Annotated in this window: 10 protein-coding genes; 3 read left to right on the forward strand and 7 right to left on the reverse strand. The window is 71.4% G+C overall.

Annotated elements, in window-relative coordinates; genetic code table 11:
- Positions 1-19 precede the first annotated feature (19 nt).
- The 5 genes from AB0B61_RS29100 to AB0B61_RS29120 all read right to left on the reverse strand — a co-directional run bounded on the left by AB0B61_RS29100 (position 20) and on the right by AB0B61_RS29120 (position 7,001).
- Positions 20-2,236: a bifunctional SulP family inorganic anion transporter/carbonic anhydrase gene (locus AB0B61_RS29100; RefSeq protein ID WP_358438218.1), complete on the reverse strand. Its 2,217-nt coding sequence runs from the start codon at positions 2,234-2,236 to the stop codon at positions 20-22.
- 118 nt (positions 2,237-2,354) lie between these two features.
- Positions 2,355-4,067 carry a hypothetical protein gene (locus AB0B61_RS29105; protein ID WP_358438221.1) on the reverse strand — a complete coding sequence of 571 codons (1,713 nt, stop codon included), beginning with the start codon at positions 4,065-4,067 and terminating at the stop codon, positions 2,355-2,357.
- A gap of 183 nt (positions 4,068-4,250) precedes the next feature.
- On the reverse strand, positions 4,251-4,772 hold the full coding sequence (locus AB0B61_RS29110) for a YbhB/YbcL family Raf kinase inhibitor-like protein (protein WP_358438224.1): 522 nt from the start codon (positions 4,770-4,772) through the stop codon (positions 4,251-4,253).
- Between the two features lie 475 nt (positions 4,773-5,247).
- Entirely contained in the window at positions 5,248-6,045 is a 798-nt protein-coding gene (locus AB0B61_RS29115; RefSeq protein ID WP_358438227.1) for an ABC transporter permease, read from the reverse strand.
- A complete protein-coding gene (locus tag AB0B61_RS29120) occupies positions 6,042-7,001 on the reverse strand; it encodes an ATP-binding cassette domain-containing protein (protein WP_358438230.1) in 960 nt (319 codons plus the stop codon). The genes AB0B61_RS29115 and AB0B61_RS29120 overlap by 4 nt, the downstream gene beginning before the upstream one ends.
- A 197-nt stretch (positions 7,002-7,198) precedes the next feature.
- Between AB0B61_RS29120 and AB0B61_RS29125 the strand changes: the two genes are divergently transcribed.
- A complete protein-coding gene (locus AB0B61_RS29125; RefSeq protein WP_358438233.1) occupies positions 7,199-7,720 on the forward strand; it encodes a PH domain-containing protein in 522 nt (173 codons plus the stop codon).
- 263 nt (positions 7,721-7,983) lie between these two features.
- Positions 7,984-9,543, forward strand: coding sequence for a PH domain-containing protein (locus AB0B61_RS29130; RefSeq protein WP_358438479.1), 1,560 nt, complete (start codon positions 7,984-7,986; stop codon positions 9,541-9,543).
- Between the two features lie 340 nt (positions 9,544-9,883).
- Here AB0B61_RS29130 and sepH read toward each other — a convergent pair whose 3' ends face one another.
- Positions 9,884-13,063 carry a septation protein SepH gene (gene sepH / locus AB0B61_RS29135; RefSeq protein WP_358438236.1) on the reverse strand — a complete coding sequence of 1,060 codons (3,180 nt, stop codon included), beginning with the start codon at positions 13,061-13,063 and terminating at the stop codon, positions 9,884-9,886.
- A gap of 164 nt (positions 13,064-13,227) precedes the next feature.
- Positions 13,228-14,265, reverse strand: a complete 1,038-nt coding sequence (locus AB0B61_RS29140) for a S8 family serine peptidase (protein ID WP_358438239.1) — start codon at positions 14,263-14,265, stop codon at positions 13,228-13,230.
- Positions 14,266-14,377: 112 nt separating this feature from the next.
- Between AB0B61_RS29140 and AB0B61_RS29145 the strand changes: the two genes are divergently transcribed.
- A complete protein-coding gene (locus tag AB0B61_RS29145) occupies positions 14,378-15,247 on the forward strand; it encodes a hypothetical protein (RefSeq protein WP_358438242.1) in 870 nt (289 codons plus the stop codon).
- Position 15,248: the final 1 nt, after the last annotated feature.

Consider the following 15,248-nt stretch of genomic DNA (forward strand, 5'->3'; position numbering starts at 1 on the left):
CGTATGACCAGCAAACCGGTCATATCTTCACGGAGAGCGTAGACGGGAGGGGCGGCAGCATGTGCACCCTGGCGGAGCTGATGTCGAAGTACAGGCCCACCAGCTCCAGCTGCCCGGCCCGTACCTGCTCGTCCACCTTGCGATAGGTCCGCAGGTTCTCCAGCTGCTGCTGCACGTTGACCCTGCACAGCCGGTCCAGCGCCCCGCTGTCGAGCGGCTCGTCCGCGGTCTCGATGAACGTGGCCAGGCTGTGGTAGCCGTGCCGCAGCCAGCGCCGCATCCCCGGCAGGCTGCCCGCCTTCACCCCGCCGCTGAGCAGCCCGCACATCGCCCCGCAGCCCGAATGCCCGCAGACCGTGATCGTGTGTACGCCCAGGACCTGCGTCGCGTACTCGATGGCCGCCACCACGGAGTCGTCGTGCGGCTCGGCGCCCCTGCGTGGCACCAGGTTGCCGATGTTGCGCACGGTGAACAGGTCGCCGGGGCCGCTCGCGGTGATCAGGCTGGGGATGACCCGTGAGTCGGCGCAGGTGATGAACAGGTGCGTGGGCTGCTGCTTGCGGGCCAGCTCGGTGAAGATGGGCCGCACCAGCGGAGCCGTACGCCGGTGATACTCCCGCGCGCCCGCCGTCAGCTGGCACTCCACGCTGGCCGGACGGGGCCCGCCCGGAGCCGTCACGCCGTGCCGGGCGGGGCGGTGGTGGCGGTGCGACCACGGCAGCCACCACCGGTCCGGCGTGCGCGGCGGTGTCTTGGTCCGGGACAGGCGAGTCCCGCTGGCCGCCATGGCGTACCACTCGTCGTGCAGCTCGTCGATGTCGACGCTGCCGCCCAGCCGCTCGTGGTTCAACCGCCAGGAGTGGATCGCCTCGAAGGCGGCGTTGTCCATGAAGTCGATGTTCAGGTCGAGGTCCACGGCCGTGCCGGGCGGGATGGCGCGCAGGTCACGGGTGAGCCTGGGCACGCCCAGGAAGGTGAGCGAGCCGGAGATCGTCGCGTGGACGCGCCCGTCCTGCTCCGGCCGGGTCTTCACGGTGACCCAGGTCAGCCGCCGCAGGGCGAGCAGCGCGGCCAGCGCGAGACCGGCCAGCACGCCCTCGGCGAGCCCGAGGACCAGCACGGCCCCCATCGTCACCAGGTAGACCGGCACCTCGCCATGGCCGTGCACCTTCCTGACATGGCCCAGGTTGACCATCTGCACGCCGATGAAGACGAGCAGCGCCGCCAGCGCCTCCATCGGGATCAGCTTGATCGTCCAGCCGAACCCGAGGGCGAACACCACCACCCACACCCCGTGCAGGACCGCCGAGAACCGGGAGCGCCCGCCCGCCTGCACGTTCGCGGTGCTGCGGACGATCACACCCGCCACCGGCAGCCCGCCCAGCGCGCCCGAGACCATGTTGGCCACGCCCTGCCCGCTCAGCTCCTGGTCGAGGTCGGTACGGGGGCCGTCGTGCATGCCGTCCACCGCGACCGAGCAGAGCAGCGACTCGACCCCGGCCAGCAGCGCGACGAGCAGCACGGCCGCCACGATCCGGTGCCAGTCGCCGGACGGCAGCACGGGGAAGGCCCAGGAGGTGACGGCGTTGGACAGATCGATGCGGGTGACGTCCCAGTCGAAGGCCCACGCGGTGACGCCGGCCACCAGCAGCGCGGCCAGCGGCGCCGGCACGACCTTGACCCGCTTGGGCAGGCGCGTCCACAGCGCCAGCACGGCGATCGTGAGCAGGCCCACCGCCACCGTGTGGCCGTGCATCTCGGCGAGCTGCGCGGGCAGCTCCACGATGTTGGCCAGCGCCGAACGCTGTGGCCTGCCGCCCAGCACGACGTGCAGCTGGGAGAGCGCGATGACCACGCCGACGCCCGCGAGCATGCCGTGGATGACGGCCGGCGAGACCGCCAGCGCCGCCCTGGCCGCCCGGAAGACCCCGAGCACCAGCTGCACCGCCCCCGCGATCAGGGTGATCATGCAGGTGGCCCGCCAGCCGTACGTCTGCACGAGATCCGCGACGACCAGGGACAGGCCCGCCGCGGGCCCGCTCACCTGGACGGCGGAGCCACCGAGCGCGCCCGCCACGATGCCGCCGACCATGGCGGCGATCAACCCGGCGGCCAGCGGGGCACCTGAGGCCATCGAGATGCCCAGCGAAAGGGGCACCGCGATGAGGAAGACCACGAGCGAGGCAGGTACGTCGTACCTGAGCGTGCTCAGCACGCGACTCAGAGTGCCGATCATACGTCGAACCCTATTGCCCTGCGTGCCGGGGGCTTAAGGGGTCATCGGCGGCTTTACAGATTAATGAGTGGCCGCCGTCACTCGGCCGCCGTTCGGCGGTCGGCGTGGTGCTCGCCGATCAGCGGTAGTAGTCGGGGAATTCCTGCTCGGGGGTGGAGCGACGGTGCCCGCCGCTGTTGCCTTGGGCGCCGCCGTTGCGGCCGCCCTGCCGGGCACCCGCCTCGGGCGTGCCGCCGTAGTTGGGCCAGGCGGCGTTGTTCGCCGGCGGCTCGCCCCAGCCCGCCGGCATCTGGCCGGGCGGAATGCTGGTGATGTCGCCGGTCTCGTACGCGAAGGTCTGCGCGATCTGGCCGGGCGGGAGGCTGGTGATGTCGCCCGTCTCGTACGCGAAGTGCTGCGGCGCCGGCTGCATGGGCGGGGCCGACAGCACGTCGTCGTAGGCCGAGACCGCCCGCGCGGGCGCCGTGGGGGTGCCGGTGGCGGGGGAGGGGCCGGTCAGCGGGTCGGAGTCGTCGGCCACGGCCCAGCCGGCGCGTACCTCATAGGAGGCCGGATAGGAGGAGCGGGGGGCGGCGGCGGGCTGCTGCGGCTCGAAGGCCGGCCAGGAGTCGCTCGACGGGGCGGCGGGAGTGGGGTCGTCGAGGATGTCGTGGTGCTGCAGCGCGGGCCACGAACCCGACGCCGTCGGCACGACCGGCGGGTTGGTCCAGGTGGTTTCCAGCGGGTCGGTGTTGGCGCCGTAGACCGTGAACGGGACGCCGGGCTGCGCGCCGCCGAGCGGGGTGACCGGCGCGGCGGGGAACGAACCGCTGGTGCCGGGGGCCGGCGTGGCGGGGAACGAGCCGCTGCCGCCGACGGCGGGGAAGGAACCGCTGGTGGCCGCCGGGAACGAGCCGCTGGTGGTGGCCGGGCTGTTCGTGCTCAGCGAGGTGCCGCTGCCGACGGCGGGGAACGAGCCGCTGCCGGCCCCGGGCTGGGGCGGCTGCACCTGCTGCGCGCCCACGCCGAGGATGCTCATCACGTCGGGCGGCGTCGGCGCCGAGAACGTCACCGTGCGCTGGTCGGCCAGTTCGGCGGCCGTCGGGGCCGGACGCTGTGCCGACTCCACGAGGTCGGCCAGACCGGACGAGCCGGACGAAGCGCTCGCGGCGGCGGGCCGCTGCGAGCGCGAACGCTGGGAGCGCCCGGGAAGCGGTGCCTGGACGGTGGCCGCGTTGGGGTCGACGGCGGTGACGGGCTCGCGCTTGCCGGGCCGCTCCCGCTTGGCGGCGGGCCGCTGCTGCTCGCGCTGGGCGCTGGGCTGCTTCTCGCGTTCCCGCTCCCGCTCGGCGGCGGTGCGTGCGGCGGGGGTTCGCCCGGGCCGCTTTTCGGCGGGCCTTTCCGCCCTTTCCGCAGGCCGCTCAGAGGGTCGGTCCGAAGGACGCTCGACGGGACGGGAGGCGCCCTTGCGCGCCGCGACCGTGCCGCCGGCGCCGAAGCCGCCCTCTTCCGCGTCGCTGCGGATGTTGGCCCAGAACTCCTCGTCCTCGACGTCGGTGTGGGGGTTGCCCCACTCGTCCACACCGCGCTTGCCGCGCTGGCCGGTGCGTACCGGTTTGGCCTTGGCCTCGCCGATAGGACTGAAGTCAGGGCTGAAGTTGTTCATACGCGGTTCGCTCTTGGAGAACTCGTCCGTGGACCGCGTCTGAGTCCTCTCATCCTTCTCGGCCATCTGCTTCAGCCGCTCGGGAGGCAGAGAGCTCTCCCGACGGTTCATAGAACGCATGCCCAGTGCCACGACGACGAGCACGAGGAGCACGACAGCGACCAAGCTGACTACGACCGCGATCATTGCACCACCCTCAAAGCCATGGCCTCCCTGCGGCACCGGTGAGATCGCGCGGCCATCGACGCGACCTTCCCCCTTTGATCACCAGCACCTAGCGATTGGATCTGATTGTGTCGGACCACTATGAGCGTTGTCACACCCTACGTGAAGAATTGGTAACTATTACTACGTTTAGTGAGTGTTGTCTCACTGGATGTTCACCACCGTGAGCCGCCCACGAGCAATGGTCTGGTCCGCGATCTTTCTCAAGACCTCGGAGAGGGGGGCGCCCTCCTGGACCTCGACCTTGCCGTTCAGCGAGTAGACGCTGAACCGGTAGCTGGCCTTCTCCACGCAGGGGGGCTGGTAGCCCGCCTTGCCGCTGGTCACCTTGGCCTGGCTCGCGCCTTCCGGCGGGCTCGCGGCGGCGTTCGGCCCCAGCTCGGTCGTCGTCGCGGGGATGTTGTAGAGCACCCACTGGACGGCGGATTCTGATGGTGAGAGAGAGTCGACCACGATCGCGATCGACTTGGCGTCGGGCAGAGGCTCGCTGGACCAGCGCAGAGGCGGACTGCCCTGGGCGCCCTTGCAGGAGTATTCGCGCGGCAGCGGTTCGCCGGCGCGCATCTCCGGGCTCGAAACGTTGATCTCGGCGATCTCCTTGGCCTGGGACCTTCCGACGAGGAAGTCGCAACCGGACGACGCGAGCACGACAGCCACCGCTGTCACAGAGACAGCGATGTGTCTCACGCGTCCTGCCGTGTTACACAGCCCCATGCCGCATGATGCTACGCGGCTATCCGCCGTGCGCCGACCGTTTCGCGAGGGTCGGTGGTCGGTAAAGGACCGGAAAAGGGTTGCAATGCGGACAAGATAGGAGTGAACTTCGCCACATCCATGACCTTCGCCGCCCTCGGCCCGCAACCGGTCCGGCGGGGCCGGGAAACCGTGGGAATCGCCGGGGATCGGGCCCCGGCCTGCTGGTTCTCGTCGCCGTGACGATGGCCACACCCGACCGGCCGCTCGACCGGGCGCCGGGGGGGACGGCATCCCGGCGGTGTGGGGGACGCGGCGCGGGTCCAGTCCGCTTGCCGGGGGCATGGCACTCGCTAAAAGCAGGTGCCCAGGTACGCCCGGCCGACCGCCTGGTGGGTGGTGTCCCGCTGAGTGGCGGATTCACGATCCCCCCGAGCGGGAACCGGTCTCACACGTGGCTGCGGAAAACCCTGATCGCCAGTGGCGCGAACACCACCACGAACCCCGCCGACCACAGCAGCGAGACCACCGTCGGCCAGGCGATCTCGCCGCCGATCAGCAGGCCGCGGATCGCGTCGGCCAGGTAGGTCACGGGGTTGACGTCGGACCAGGCCTTCAGCCAGCCGGGGAACGTGTCGGCCGGCACCAGCGCACTGCTCGTGAACGTCAGCGGCATCATCGTCGAGAAGGAGATCATCTGTACCTTCTCCGGACTCGACGCTTTGAGCCCGATCAAGACCGACATCCACGACATCGCCAGCGCCACGACCACCAGCAGCGCCAGCGCCCCGAGTAGTCCCGCCACGCTGGTCGTCACCCGGAACCCGAGCACCATCCCGAACCCGACCAGCAGCGCGAACGCCCACACCTGCTTGAACGTGTCGGCGATGATCCGGCCCGACAGGGGCGCGGTGCGCGCGATCGGCAGACTGCGCAGCCGGTCGAACACGCCCTTGGTGATGTCGGTGTTGAGCCCGATCGCCGTGGACAGCGTGTAGAACAGGGCGTTCTGGACCAGCAGGCCAGGCAGCGCGAACTGCAGGTAGTCGCCGGTCGAGCCGGAGATGGCACCGCCGAACACGTACGTGAACAGCAGCAGGAACATGATCGGCTGGATGCTGAGGTCGAGCAGCTCCCACGGGTTGTGCTTGATCTGCACCAGACTCCGCCAGGCCAGCGTCATGGTCTGTCTGAGGGTGGCGCCGGGTCCGACCCGGCCGGGCAGGGTCGCCGGGATGGCGGTCATGCGGGAGCCTCCTCCGTCTGCTCGTCCTCCGCGCGGTGGCCGGTCAGGGCCAGGAACACCTCGTCGAGACTGGACTTGCGCAGCGCCAGCTCGGAGGCGACGATGCCGAGGTCGTCGAGGCGGCGGACGATCGCGGGCACCACGGCGGGGTCGCGCACCGCGGCCGTGACCATGGCGCCGGACAGGTCGGGTGCCACATCGAGGACGTCGGTGACCACCTTGGCGACCAGGTCCAGCTGGTCCTCCCTGAGCGGCCGCACCTCCAGCACCTGCGCGCCGGTGGTGGCCTTGAGCTCGTCGGACGTGCCCGACGCGATGACCTTGCCGTGGTCGAACACCACGATGTCGTCGGCCAGCTGGTCGGCTTCCTCCAGGTATTGGGTGGTCAGCAGCACGGTCACGCCGTCGGCCATCAGGCCGCGTACGACGCCCCACAGCTCGGTGCGGCTGCGCGGGTCGAGACCGGTCGTCGGCTCGTCCAGGAACAGCACCTGCGGCCTGCCCACCAGGCTCGCCGCCAGGTCGAGCCGCCTGCGCATCCCACCCGAATAGGTCTTCGTGGCCCGGCCCCCGGCGTCGGCCAGGTCGAACCGGCCGAGCAGCGCCTTCGCCCGCTCCCTCGCCTCACCTCGAGGTAAGCCCAGCAGACGGCCGATCATCATCAGGTTTTCGACACCGGTCAGCATCTCGTCGACCGCGGCGTACTGTCCGGTCAGCCCGATCAGCGACCGCACCTGATGCGCCTGCCGGCGTACGTCGTACCCCAGCACCGTGGCCGTGCCCGCGTCAGGCGTGAGCAGCGTCGCCAGGATGCGCACGGCGGTCGTCTTGCCCGCGCCGTTGGGCCCCAGCACGCCGAGCAGCCGGCCGGTGGGCACCACGAGGTCCACACCGTCGAGCGCCTTGGTCTCGCCATAGTGCTTCACCAGGCCGTCTGCCTGAATCGCGTACTGCATGACCCGCCCCTCCTCCTCGGTGCCTCCACTGTGACCTACGGCACCGACAGTTTCCGATGGCCTTCGGTGGCATCCGGTGCCTCTGGCCTACGGTGGTATCCGGTGGCATCCGGTGTCTCTGGCCTTCAGTGGCCTTCGGTGGCATCCAGTGCCGCTGGCCGATCACTGACGCGGGGCGGGAGCCATAAGCTGGCCTCGTGACGTCTTCTGGCCCGTTGCGTGATCCTCAACACCGTGTGTCGCCCAAGGCCGTCCGGCTCTGGCTCGCTGAGGCGTTGTTCGGGTTCGTACTGCTCGTGGGGTGCTCGATCCTGGTCGCGCGGTGGGTCGGGGGGAGCGGGTGGTCGTGGGTGCCCGGCTGGTTCGCGGACGACCCGTGGCTGCTGCCGGTGGGGGTCGGCGTGCTGACCACGCCGTTCCTGGTGGCCGAGCCGTTCGTACGCTATGCCGTACATCGCTGGGAGCTGTCGGGTGATGTGGTCTACACCCGGTCGGGGTTCCTGACCCGCGAGTGGGTCTTCGTGCCGGTCAGCCGGATCCAGACGGTCGACAAGGCGCAGGGGTGGGTGGAACGACTGCTCGGGCTGGCGACACTGGAGATCCGTACGGCCTCCCACGCGGGGTCGTCGACGATCAAGGGCCTGGACTACACGGTGGCGGCGGGGCTGGCGGAGGAGCTGGCACACCGCGCGGAGCAGCTCAGGGACGATGCCACGTGACCGATCCCCGCCCCGGCCCTCCCTCGGACTCGTCGGCGCCTGCACCTCATCCCGGGACGCCCGCGCACTCGTCCGCACCCGAACCTCATGCCGCGCCGCCCGCACACACGTCGTCGCCCGAACCTCGCTCCGAGTCGTCCGCGCCCGAACCATCTGATCCTGATCGTGAGGGCTCCTCCCTGTCGGCGACCGTTCCTGCGGGGGCTGCGGAGGCTGCGGGGGCTGCGGGGCCTGCGGGGGCTGTGGAGCTCGCTCGGGTGCCGATGCGGCTGAGCCCCAAAGTGCTGCTCATCCACCCGGTGCGGATGATCCCGTCGCTGATCGTCCCCCTTGTCGGGCTGCTGTTCGTGGGTGGGTTCTCCGGCATGTCGTACATCTGGGCGGCGGTCGGGGTCGGCGTCACGCTGGCCTTCGCCGTCGTCCGGTGGGCGATATTCAGCTACGAGATCACGGGCGACCGTCTGGAGATCAAGCGTTCACTGATCAGCCGGTCGGTCCGCACCATCCCCTTGGAGCGGATCCGCGGCGTGGACGTCTCCACCCCGCCCATGCACCGGCTGCTCGGCCTGGCCGTACTCAAGATCGACACTGGGGCGAGCGGCGGCGAGGAGGAGGGCAAGCTCGACGGCGTCACCCTCGAGGAGGCCGAACGCCTGAAGTCGGTCCTGCTCCGACGCACCCGCGCCACCCGGGTCACCCGCCCCGCTCGAGCCGCGACGCTGGATGAGACCTCCGCTGCCGTCTCCACCACGGATCCCGCCGCAGCCACCGATCCAGCCTCGGCGTCCGCCGCCGCCTCGATGTCGGCCGCAGTCCGTGCGGAGACGGAGGAGGCCGAGCGGGAGATCATCCGCGTGCCGTGGACCTGGCTGCTGTACGGCCCGCTGTCCGGCGCGTACCTGCTGACCCCGTTCGCTCTGGCGGGCGGTGCGGTGGGGCTGGCGTTCCAGTGGGGCGACGATCTCGGCTACGGCCGGGACGCCGCCCTCACCGTAGGGGAGTGGCTCTGGGAGCACCCCTACCTGCTGCTCGCCGTGGTACTGCTGCTCGTGGTGGCGATGCCGTTCGTGGGCGGTGTGATGTACGCGGTGTTCAACTGGAACTTCCGCCTCATCAGCCGCGACGGCTACCTGGTGGCCGAACGCGGGCTGATCAACCGGCGCAGTGTGTCCCTGGAGGCGGGGCGCGTACGGGGCTACGAGATCATCGAGGGACTCCCCGAGCGTTGGGCGAGCGTCGCCCGGGTCTGGGCCATCGTGACGGGCCTCGGCGACTCCCAGACCCGCGGGCAACTCCTGCCAGACGTCCCGCGCACGGTCGCCTTCCAGGTCACCGGGGAGGCCATCGGCTCCTACCAGGCCGAACTCCGTCCCCACCCGCCCATCGCCCGCAACCGCCGCCTCTTCCGCGCCATCGCCCCGTGGCTCGCGCTGGCCGCCGCCACCGCGCTGACGGCCCTGCTGACCGCCCAGCCGGTCTGGTGGATCGGGACCGTGATCGCCCTCCTCCTGGCAGGCTCGGGGATCCCCCTCGGCCTCGACCGGTACAGGTCTCTGGGACACGGATACGACGGCGTACGCCTCGCGGTCCGCTCCGGCTCCCTCCGCCGCTCGCAAGCGGTGGTCGAACGCCGCGCGGTGGTGGGCTGGCACATCAGGCAAACATGGTTCCAGCGGCGAGCCGGGGTGTACACGCTTACTGCCGGGGTGGGGGCAGGCAAGGGCGGCTACTCGGCGATCGACGTCTCACAGCCCCAGGCGATCGGCTTCCCGGCCGAAGTGACGCCGGAGTGGCTGGCTCCGTTCTTGTCCAAGGGACAGTAGACAGGCACCTCCCGCCTGAGCCTCGATCGCCCCGCCTGGCACCGCACGTCCCGTCCGGCCTCGTGCGTCCCACCTGTACTCCGGGCGCCCTTCCGTCTGGGCCCTCGCCCCCGTTCGCGCTCGCCCCGCTCGCGTCCTTGCGCCTTAGCCTCGCGCCTTCGCTTGGGCCCAGGCGCTCAGGGCCCTGGGGTGCGGAGGCACCCCAGGGGGAGATCGCCGACGTCGGGGGGAGAGAGATCACCGACGAACCGACCGGGCGGTGCGCTGTCGGTGTGCGCGGGGGCGCTCAGACGGCGGTGTGCGGACGGCGCTTGAGCGGTGCGTGCGGGCGGCGCTCGGCTCAGTCCTGGCGGCGGGCGCCGAACATGATCTCGTCCCAGGTCGGCACCGAGGCGCGACGCCCCCTGGAGCCCTTGCGCGGCTGGCGGGCCGCAGGGGCGGGCGGGGGAGAGGGCACCGGGACCGGGGGCTCCTCCTTGGCCGCCGGCTGCTCGGGCTTCGTGGTGTCGTCCTTGCTCGTCCTCGCGGCCGGTACGGCAGGCTCAGGCGCCGCCGGCTCAGCTTCGGCCGCCGCTGGCTCAGCCTTGGGCTCAGTGGCGGGCTCGGTTTTGGGCTCGGCCGATGCAGGCTCGGCCTTGGGCGCGGGTGCCGTGGTCGGTGCGGGTGCCGAGGATTCTGCCTTGGGTTCGGGCTTCGAGGGCTGAGGCTTGGGCTTGGGCACGGGCGCGGTTCGTACCGGCTCGGCTGCGGTTACCTCTGTGCCGGCCTTCGGCGTTGCCTCGGCCTTCGGGGCTGCGTCGGCCTTCGACGTGGTGTCAGCCGCCGGGGTGGTCTCGGCCTCAGGTGCGCCTGCGGCGGCCTGGGGCTCGGGAGCCGTGGGGCTGGGCTTGGGGGGCGCTGTCGTGGGCGCGGGCTTTGCAGTCGGGTCGGGAGTCGGCTCGGCTGCCGACCGCGCGGCCGTCTCGGGTGCGGTCTTGGATGCGTCCTGGTGGGCTGCCGTTGCGGGGGCAGTGGCGTCCTTCGCGGCAGGCGCGGCCTCGGTAACGGACGGTGTGGTGATGGTGTCCGTAGTGGCGGGCGTGCCGGCAACTGCGGCGGCCTCCTGGCCAGCAGCTGCGTGACCAGCAGCTCCGTGGCCAGAAGCTTCCTGGACAGGAGCTTCCCGACCGGCGGCTGCCTGGCCAGCGGCTTCCTGTACCGGGCCTTCGGTCTTGTTTTCCGCGGTGGGAGACGTCTGCGGCGCGGAGCCGCTCTCCACAGCGGTGCTCTCTGCGGCGGTGCTGGTCGCTGCGGCGGCAGCGGGCTGCTCGATGACGGTGTCACCGGGCTGCTCGATGACAGTGTCACCGGGCTGCGGCTCGGTGACGGTCCCACCGGGCTGCGGCTCGGTGAGAGTGCTGTTGGGCTTTGCCTCGGAGGCGGTGATGGGTGTCTGCGGTTCGGCCGCCACTTCTGTGGTGGGGCGCGATTCGGTTTGGGGTGGTGTGGTCGGCCCTGAGGCTGTGGTGGGCTCCGGGGCCTCGGTGGGGCGTACGGACTCCGCTGCCGGAGCGTCTGTGCCTGCCGCCGTGGGCACGGCAGACGGCGAACCCGCAGCCGACGGCGAATCCGTGGTGGGCGCCGAGGCCGCAGAGGTCTGCGCGGGGGCCGAGCCTGCGGCAACGACGTCCGCGGCAACGACGTCTGCCACCGCGGCGTCTGCAGCGGGGGCCTTCGCCGCGGCAGCGTCTGTGGCGGCGTCTGCAACGGCGTTACCGGTGACGGCGGTGTCTGCAACGGTGCTGCCAGTGGCGGCGGTGCCGGTGATGGCGGTGTCTGTGGCGGCGGCATTCGCCAGGGCGGAGTCTGTGACGGCGGAGGCCGCTGCGGCATCAACCTCGGGCGCGACGGCAGACGCTACTGCGGCATCGACGTCGGGCGCGGCGGTCGGGGTCGCAGGAGCAGGCGGCGCGTGGTTCTCCACCGGCTCTGTGGTGCGGTCGCCCACCGCCGGGACGCTTGAAGCCGGGCCGTCGATGGCGGGCGCATCGGTAGCTGAGCCCTGCGCGGCGGTCGCGTTGGCGGCGACCGGGCTCTGCGCAGCGGGCGCGTCGGTGGCCGGTCCGTCCGTGGTGCGTGCGTCGGTGGCCGGTCCGTCCGAGGTGCGTTCGCTGGTGGCCGATCCCTCCGTGGCGTGTGTGCCGAGGGGCGCGTCCGGTGCCGGGGGGCGCGTGACAGCGTCTTCGGACACCGACGCAGTGGTACGGGTGCCCGGAGGCGTGCTGTCGTGGCTCGCCGCGGCGTAGATGGCCTCGCCGTCCCGGCCGGTCGGGCGGTCGGTCTGGCGGTCAGGCGGGCGGGGAGTGCCGTAGGCGGGCAGCCAGGACGAAGGGTCGCCGTGACGTGCCGGAGGGTCGCTGGGGCGGGTGTAGTCGGTGTCCTGCGCCGACGGCGCTGACGAGGCCGACGACGAGGCCGACGACGAAGATGCCGAAGGTGCCGACGACGCCGACGGATGGTTTCGGTGGCCGGGCTCCTGGGTGCGGTAGCCCGTCTCCGGTGCCGACGGCTCGGTCAGGTAGCCGGTCTCCTGCGCGGGAGTACGGTAGCCGGGCGCCGGGGCCGATGGCTCCGAGCGGTAGTCCCTCGCGGGCGGGTCCGAGCGGTAGCCGGGCTCCGATGTGCGGCCGGAAGGGTCGGCTGCGGGGGCGCGGTCGAAGGGGGCCTCTCGGGCCGGCGTGAAGGGGGTCTCGCGGGACGGGGTCTCGCGGGACGGGGTGCGGCCGTAGGGCGACTCCGTGCCTCTCGGCTGGTAGCCGACCGCCGGCTCCTGCGGCTCCGGTTCGTGGCGGATCACCGACGGGAACGGCAGCGGGTCCGACGCCAGCGGTGGCACCGGCTGCAGCTTGGCCACTCGCGGCGCGAACGGCGTGACCGTGGTGTCCTCCACCACGGGGCTGGGGTCGAAGTCGGCGGCCGAGAGCCGCATCGACTCGTCGTCGTGCGGCGTGACGTGCCGCCTGCGCGGGTCGAAGAGCCACTCGGCATGCCTGGTGTGACCGTTCCAAACGTAGCCGAGCTTGACGCGCCAGAGGCCGTCGTCGCGCTTGGCGGAGTCCCAGTCGATCTCGTCGGTGGGTACGCCGCGCCTGGTGAGCCGCTCGGCGACGAGATCGCCGAGCGTCGGGCCGGCTGAGGACTCTCCGGGCATGCGTACGGACACGCGCTGCGCCTGCTGGGCTACGTACTCGCGCTCCTGGAGCACGGGGCCCTCGAACCAGCGGACGCGTTCGACCGGGATGCCCGCTGTGGCGGCGATCTCCTCGGCTGTCTCTCCGGCACGAATGCGGGCCTGGATCTCCTTGGGGCGCAACGGACTCTCCACTTCGATCTCGTACTGGCCGAGACGGGAGAAGTTGCCGCGGACGGCAGCACGGAGCCGGTCGTCCACGGGAAGCGTGAACCGTGTACCCCGCCCTGCTGTCGCCAGCACGAGATAGGTACCGTCCTCACTTACCGCGACGAGTCGGAGCTCCTGCATGCGAGTCCCTTCGTCAGCGTGCTGCTCATTCTTCCCCCGGACCCTTGAGTCTCTCGCGTGTGCCGGTTGCCTGCCAGCACCGTACCCGGCATGTCCGAACATCGCCTTCCTGGGATAGCCCAGGGGCGATGTGACGCCAGTCACATTTGTTGATTCCATCATCTTCAAGGCCTGCCCGTGCGCAAAGCCCTCGACGGATTCTGGCGAATAGTGTCACGCGTCGCCGCGCACTTCAGCCAAGAGGCCAGAACGGATGGGTTGGCCGCTGGATGGAGCTCCAGGTAGCGGGCGGCGGCGCCGGCCAGGCGGGGGGCTCTGGCGGAGTAGGTCTCGCCGGTGGGGGAGAGGCGGCACCTGCCGGCGTCGGTGGCGGCCACCACGAAGACGCCGGACCGGGCCAGGCGGGCCATGGCGGTCCGCAGGGCCGGGGAGTCGGCGCCGTCGAGGGAGAGATTCGCCACGGCGGGACCCCGGGCGTGCCTTCGTACCCAGTCGAGGCCGGCCAGGGCGTCCGACAGGCTGCCGGAGCCGCCGCAGCCCAGCACCCGTACTGACGCGACGTCGGCCTGGGGCGCCACGCCGTGCGACCGGCCGGCTATGGCGCGCGCCACCCGGGTGCCGTGGCCGCCGCAGTCTTCTCCGGTACGCCCGGTGGCGTCGAAGGCCCACCAGAGCCGATCCCCGAATCCGTGCGACACGCGGAGATTGCCCGTGTGGCCCGACATGCGGAGATCCTCCGAGTGGAATGTGCCGGTCCTCCCTGAATTCCCGGTTCGGCCGTGGGTGACGCCGCTGTCCACGATGAAGACCGTGACGCCCTTCCCAGTGGCACGGGCGGCACGGGGGGCGTGCGGCAGGGCGGACGTGGTGATCGGCATGGGATGGATCTCGCGGTCGGGCTCGATCGCCAGGACCCTGGGGTCCGCGCTGAGCTCCGCCAGCTCGCTCGCGGTCAGCACCGTGGCGAAGCCGGGCAGTGCCGAGGTGTAGAAGCGGCGTACCCGCCATCGCATCTCGCCGACCAGGTCACGGGCCCCGGCCCGGTCACGCACGGTAACGATGTACGGACGCGTAGGCTCGGTTACCGGCGGCCGGGAGGCGATGCCGGAAGCGGGCGCCATGGCGAGGGGGATCGCGGTGGTCACAGCCGTCGCCGCGGCCGCGGCGAGGTAGAGAGAGGGCAGGCCGATTCGTCGGGGCACGAGCGACGAGGGTGTCTGTCACACACGTCACAGGAACAACAGGACACGCCCTCGCGTCTATTCACGAGAAAGCTCTTTACCGAACGCAGGCGAGAAAGGACTGATCTGGGGGATGAGCGGCGAGCAGCGGAAGTTCGAGCTGAGCATGCCGCAGATCGCGGGAAGTGCCCTGGCGGCGGTCACGGCCGCGGTCGCAGCCTCCTACCTGGGCGTGGGGGGAACGGTGATCGGTGCGGCGCTGATGAGCGTGGCGAGCACGGTCGCCACCGCCGTCTACACGCACTACCTGAAACGTACGGGCGAGAAGGTCAAGCAGCACACGGTGATCGCCTGGCGTGACTCCGGCGCGCAGGATTCCCCGCCCGAGCGCGACGAGGGCCAGGGCGAGCTGGCGACGGCCGCGCACGCCACGGTGCGTCACTCCAGTGCGGCCCTGGAGACGGGTGAGACCTCGCGGCCCGGCGAGACCACGCTGGTCATGGCGCCGATCGAGGTGCCGGTGCGACGGCGCGTGCCGTGGGCGAAGACGGGGATGGCCGCGGCGCTGGTGTTCGGGGTGAGCATGGGCGGCATCCTGACCTACCAGACCATCGCGCGGACCACCGTGCACGACCAGCTCACCGGCGGCAAGCCGGTGACCGAGCGTGGCAAGGCGCCCGGCAAGGAGAAGGAGGAGCCCGCGGTCCAGCCCCGGACGACGCTCTACAGCGACCCGGCGACGCCCAGCGGCGCGCCGACCACCTCGCCGAGCCCGAGCCCGACCGCCTCGCCGACCCGCTCGTCCCAGAGCCCGACGCCGACGCCCACCGGCACGGACAAGGACGCGAGCAAGGACCCCGGCAAGAACACGGTGGAGCCCTCGAGCCCGTCCGCGACCACTTCGGCCCAGGTCCCCGACGGCATGACCGAAGCGCCGTCCGCCCCGACCGAGCCGCAGCAGTCACAACCGGCGCAGCAGGACCAGCCCGCCGAAGCACAGTAAG

Origin of the sequence: Nonomuraea sp. NPDC049158 (assembly GCF_040648335.1) — a bacterium.
GTDB lineage: Bacteria > Actinomycetota > Actinomycetes > Streptosporangiales > Streptosporangiaceae > Nonomuraea.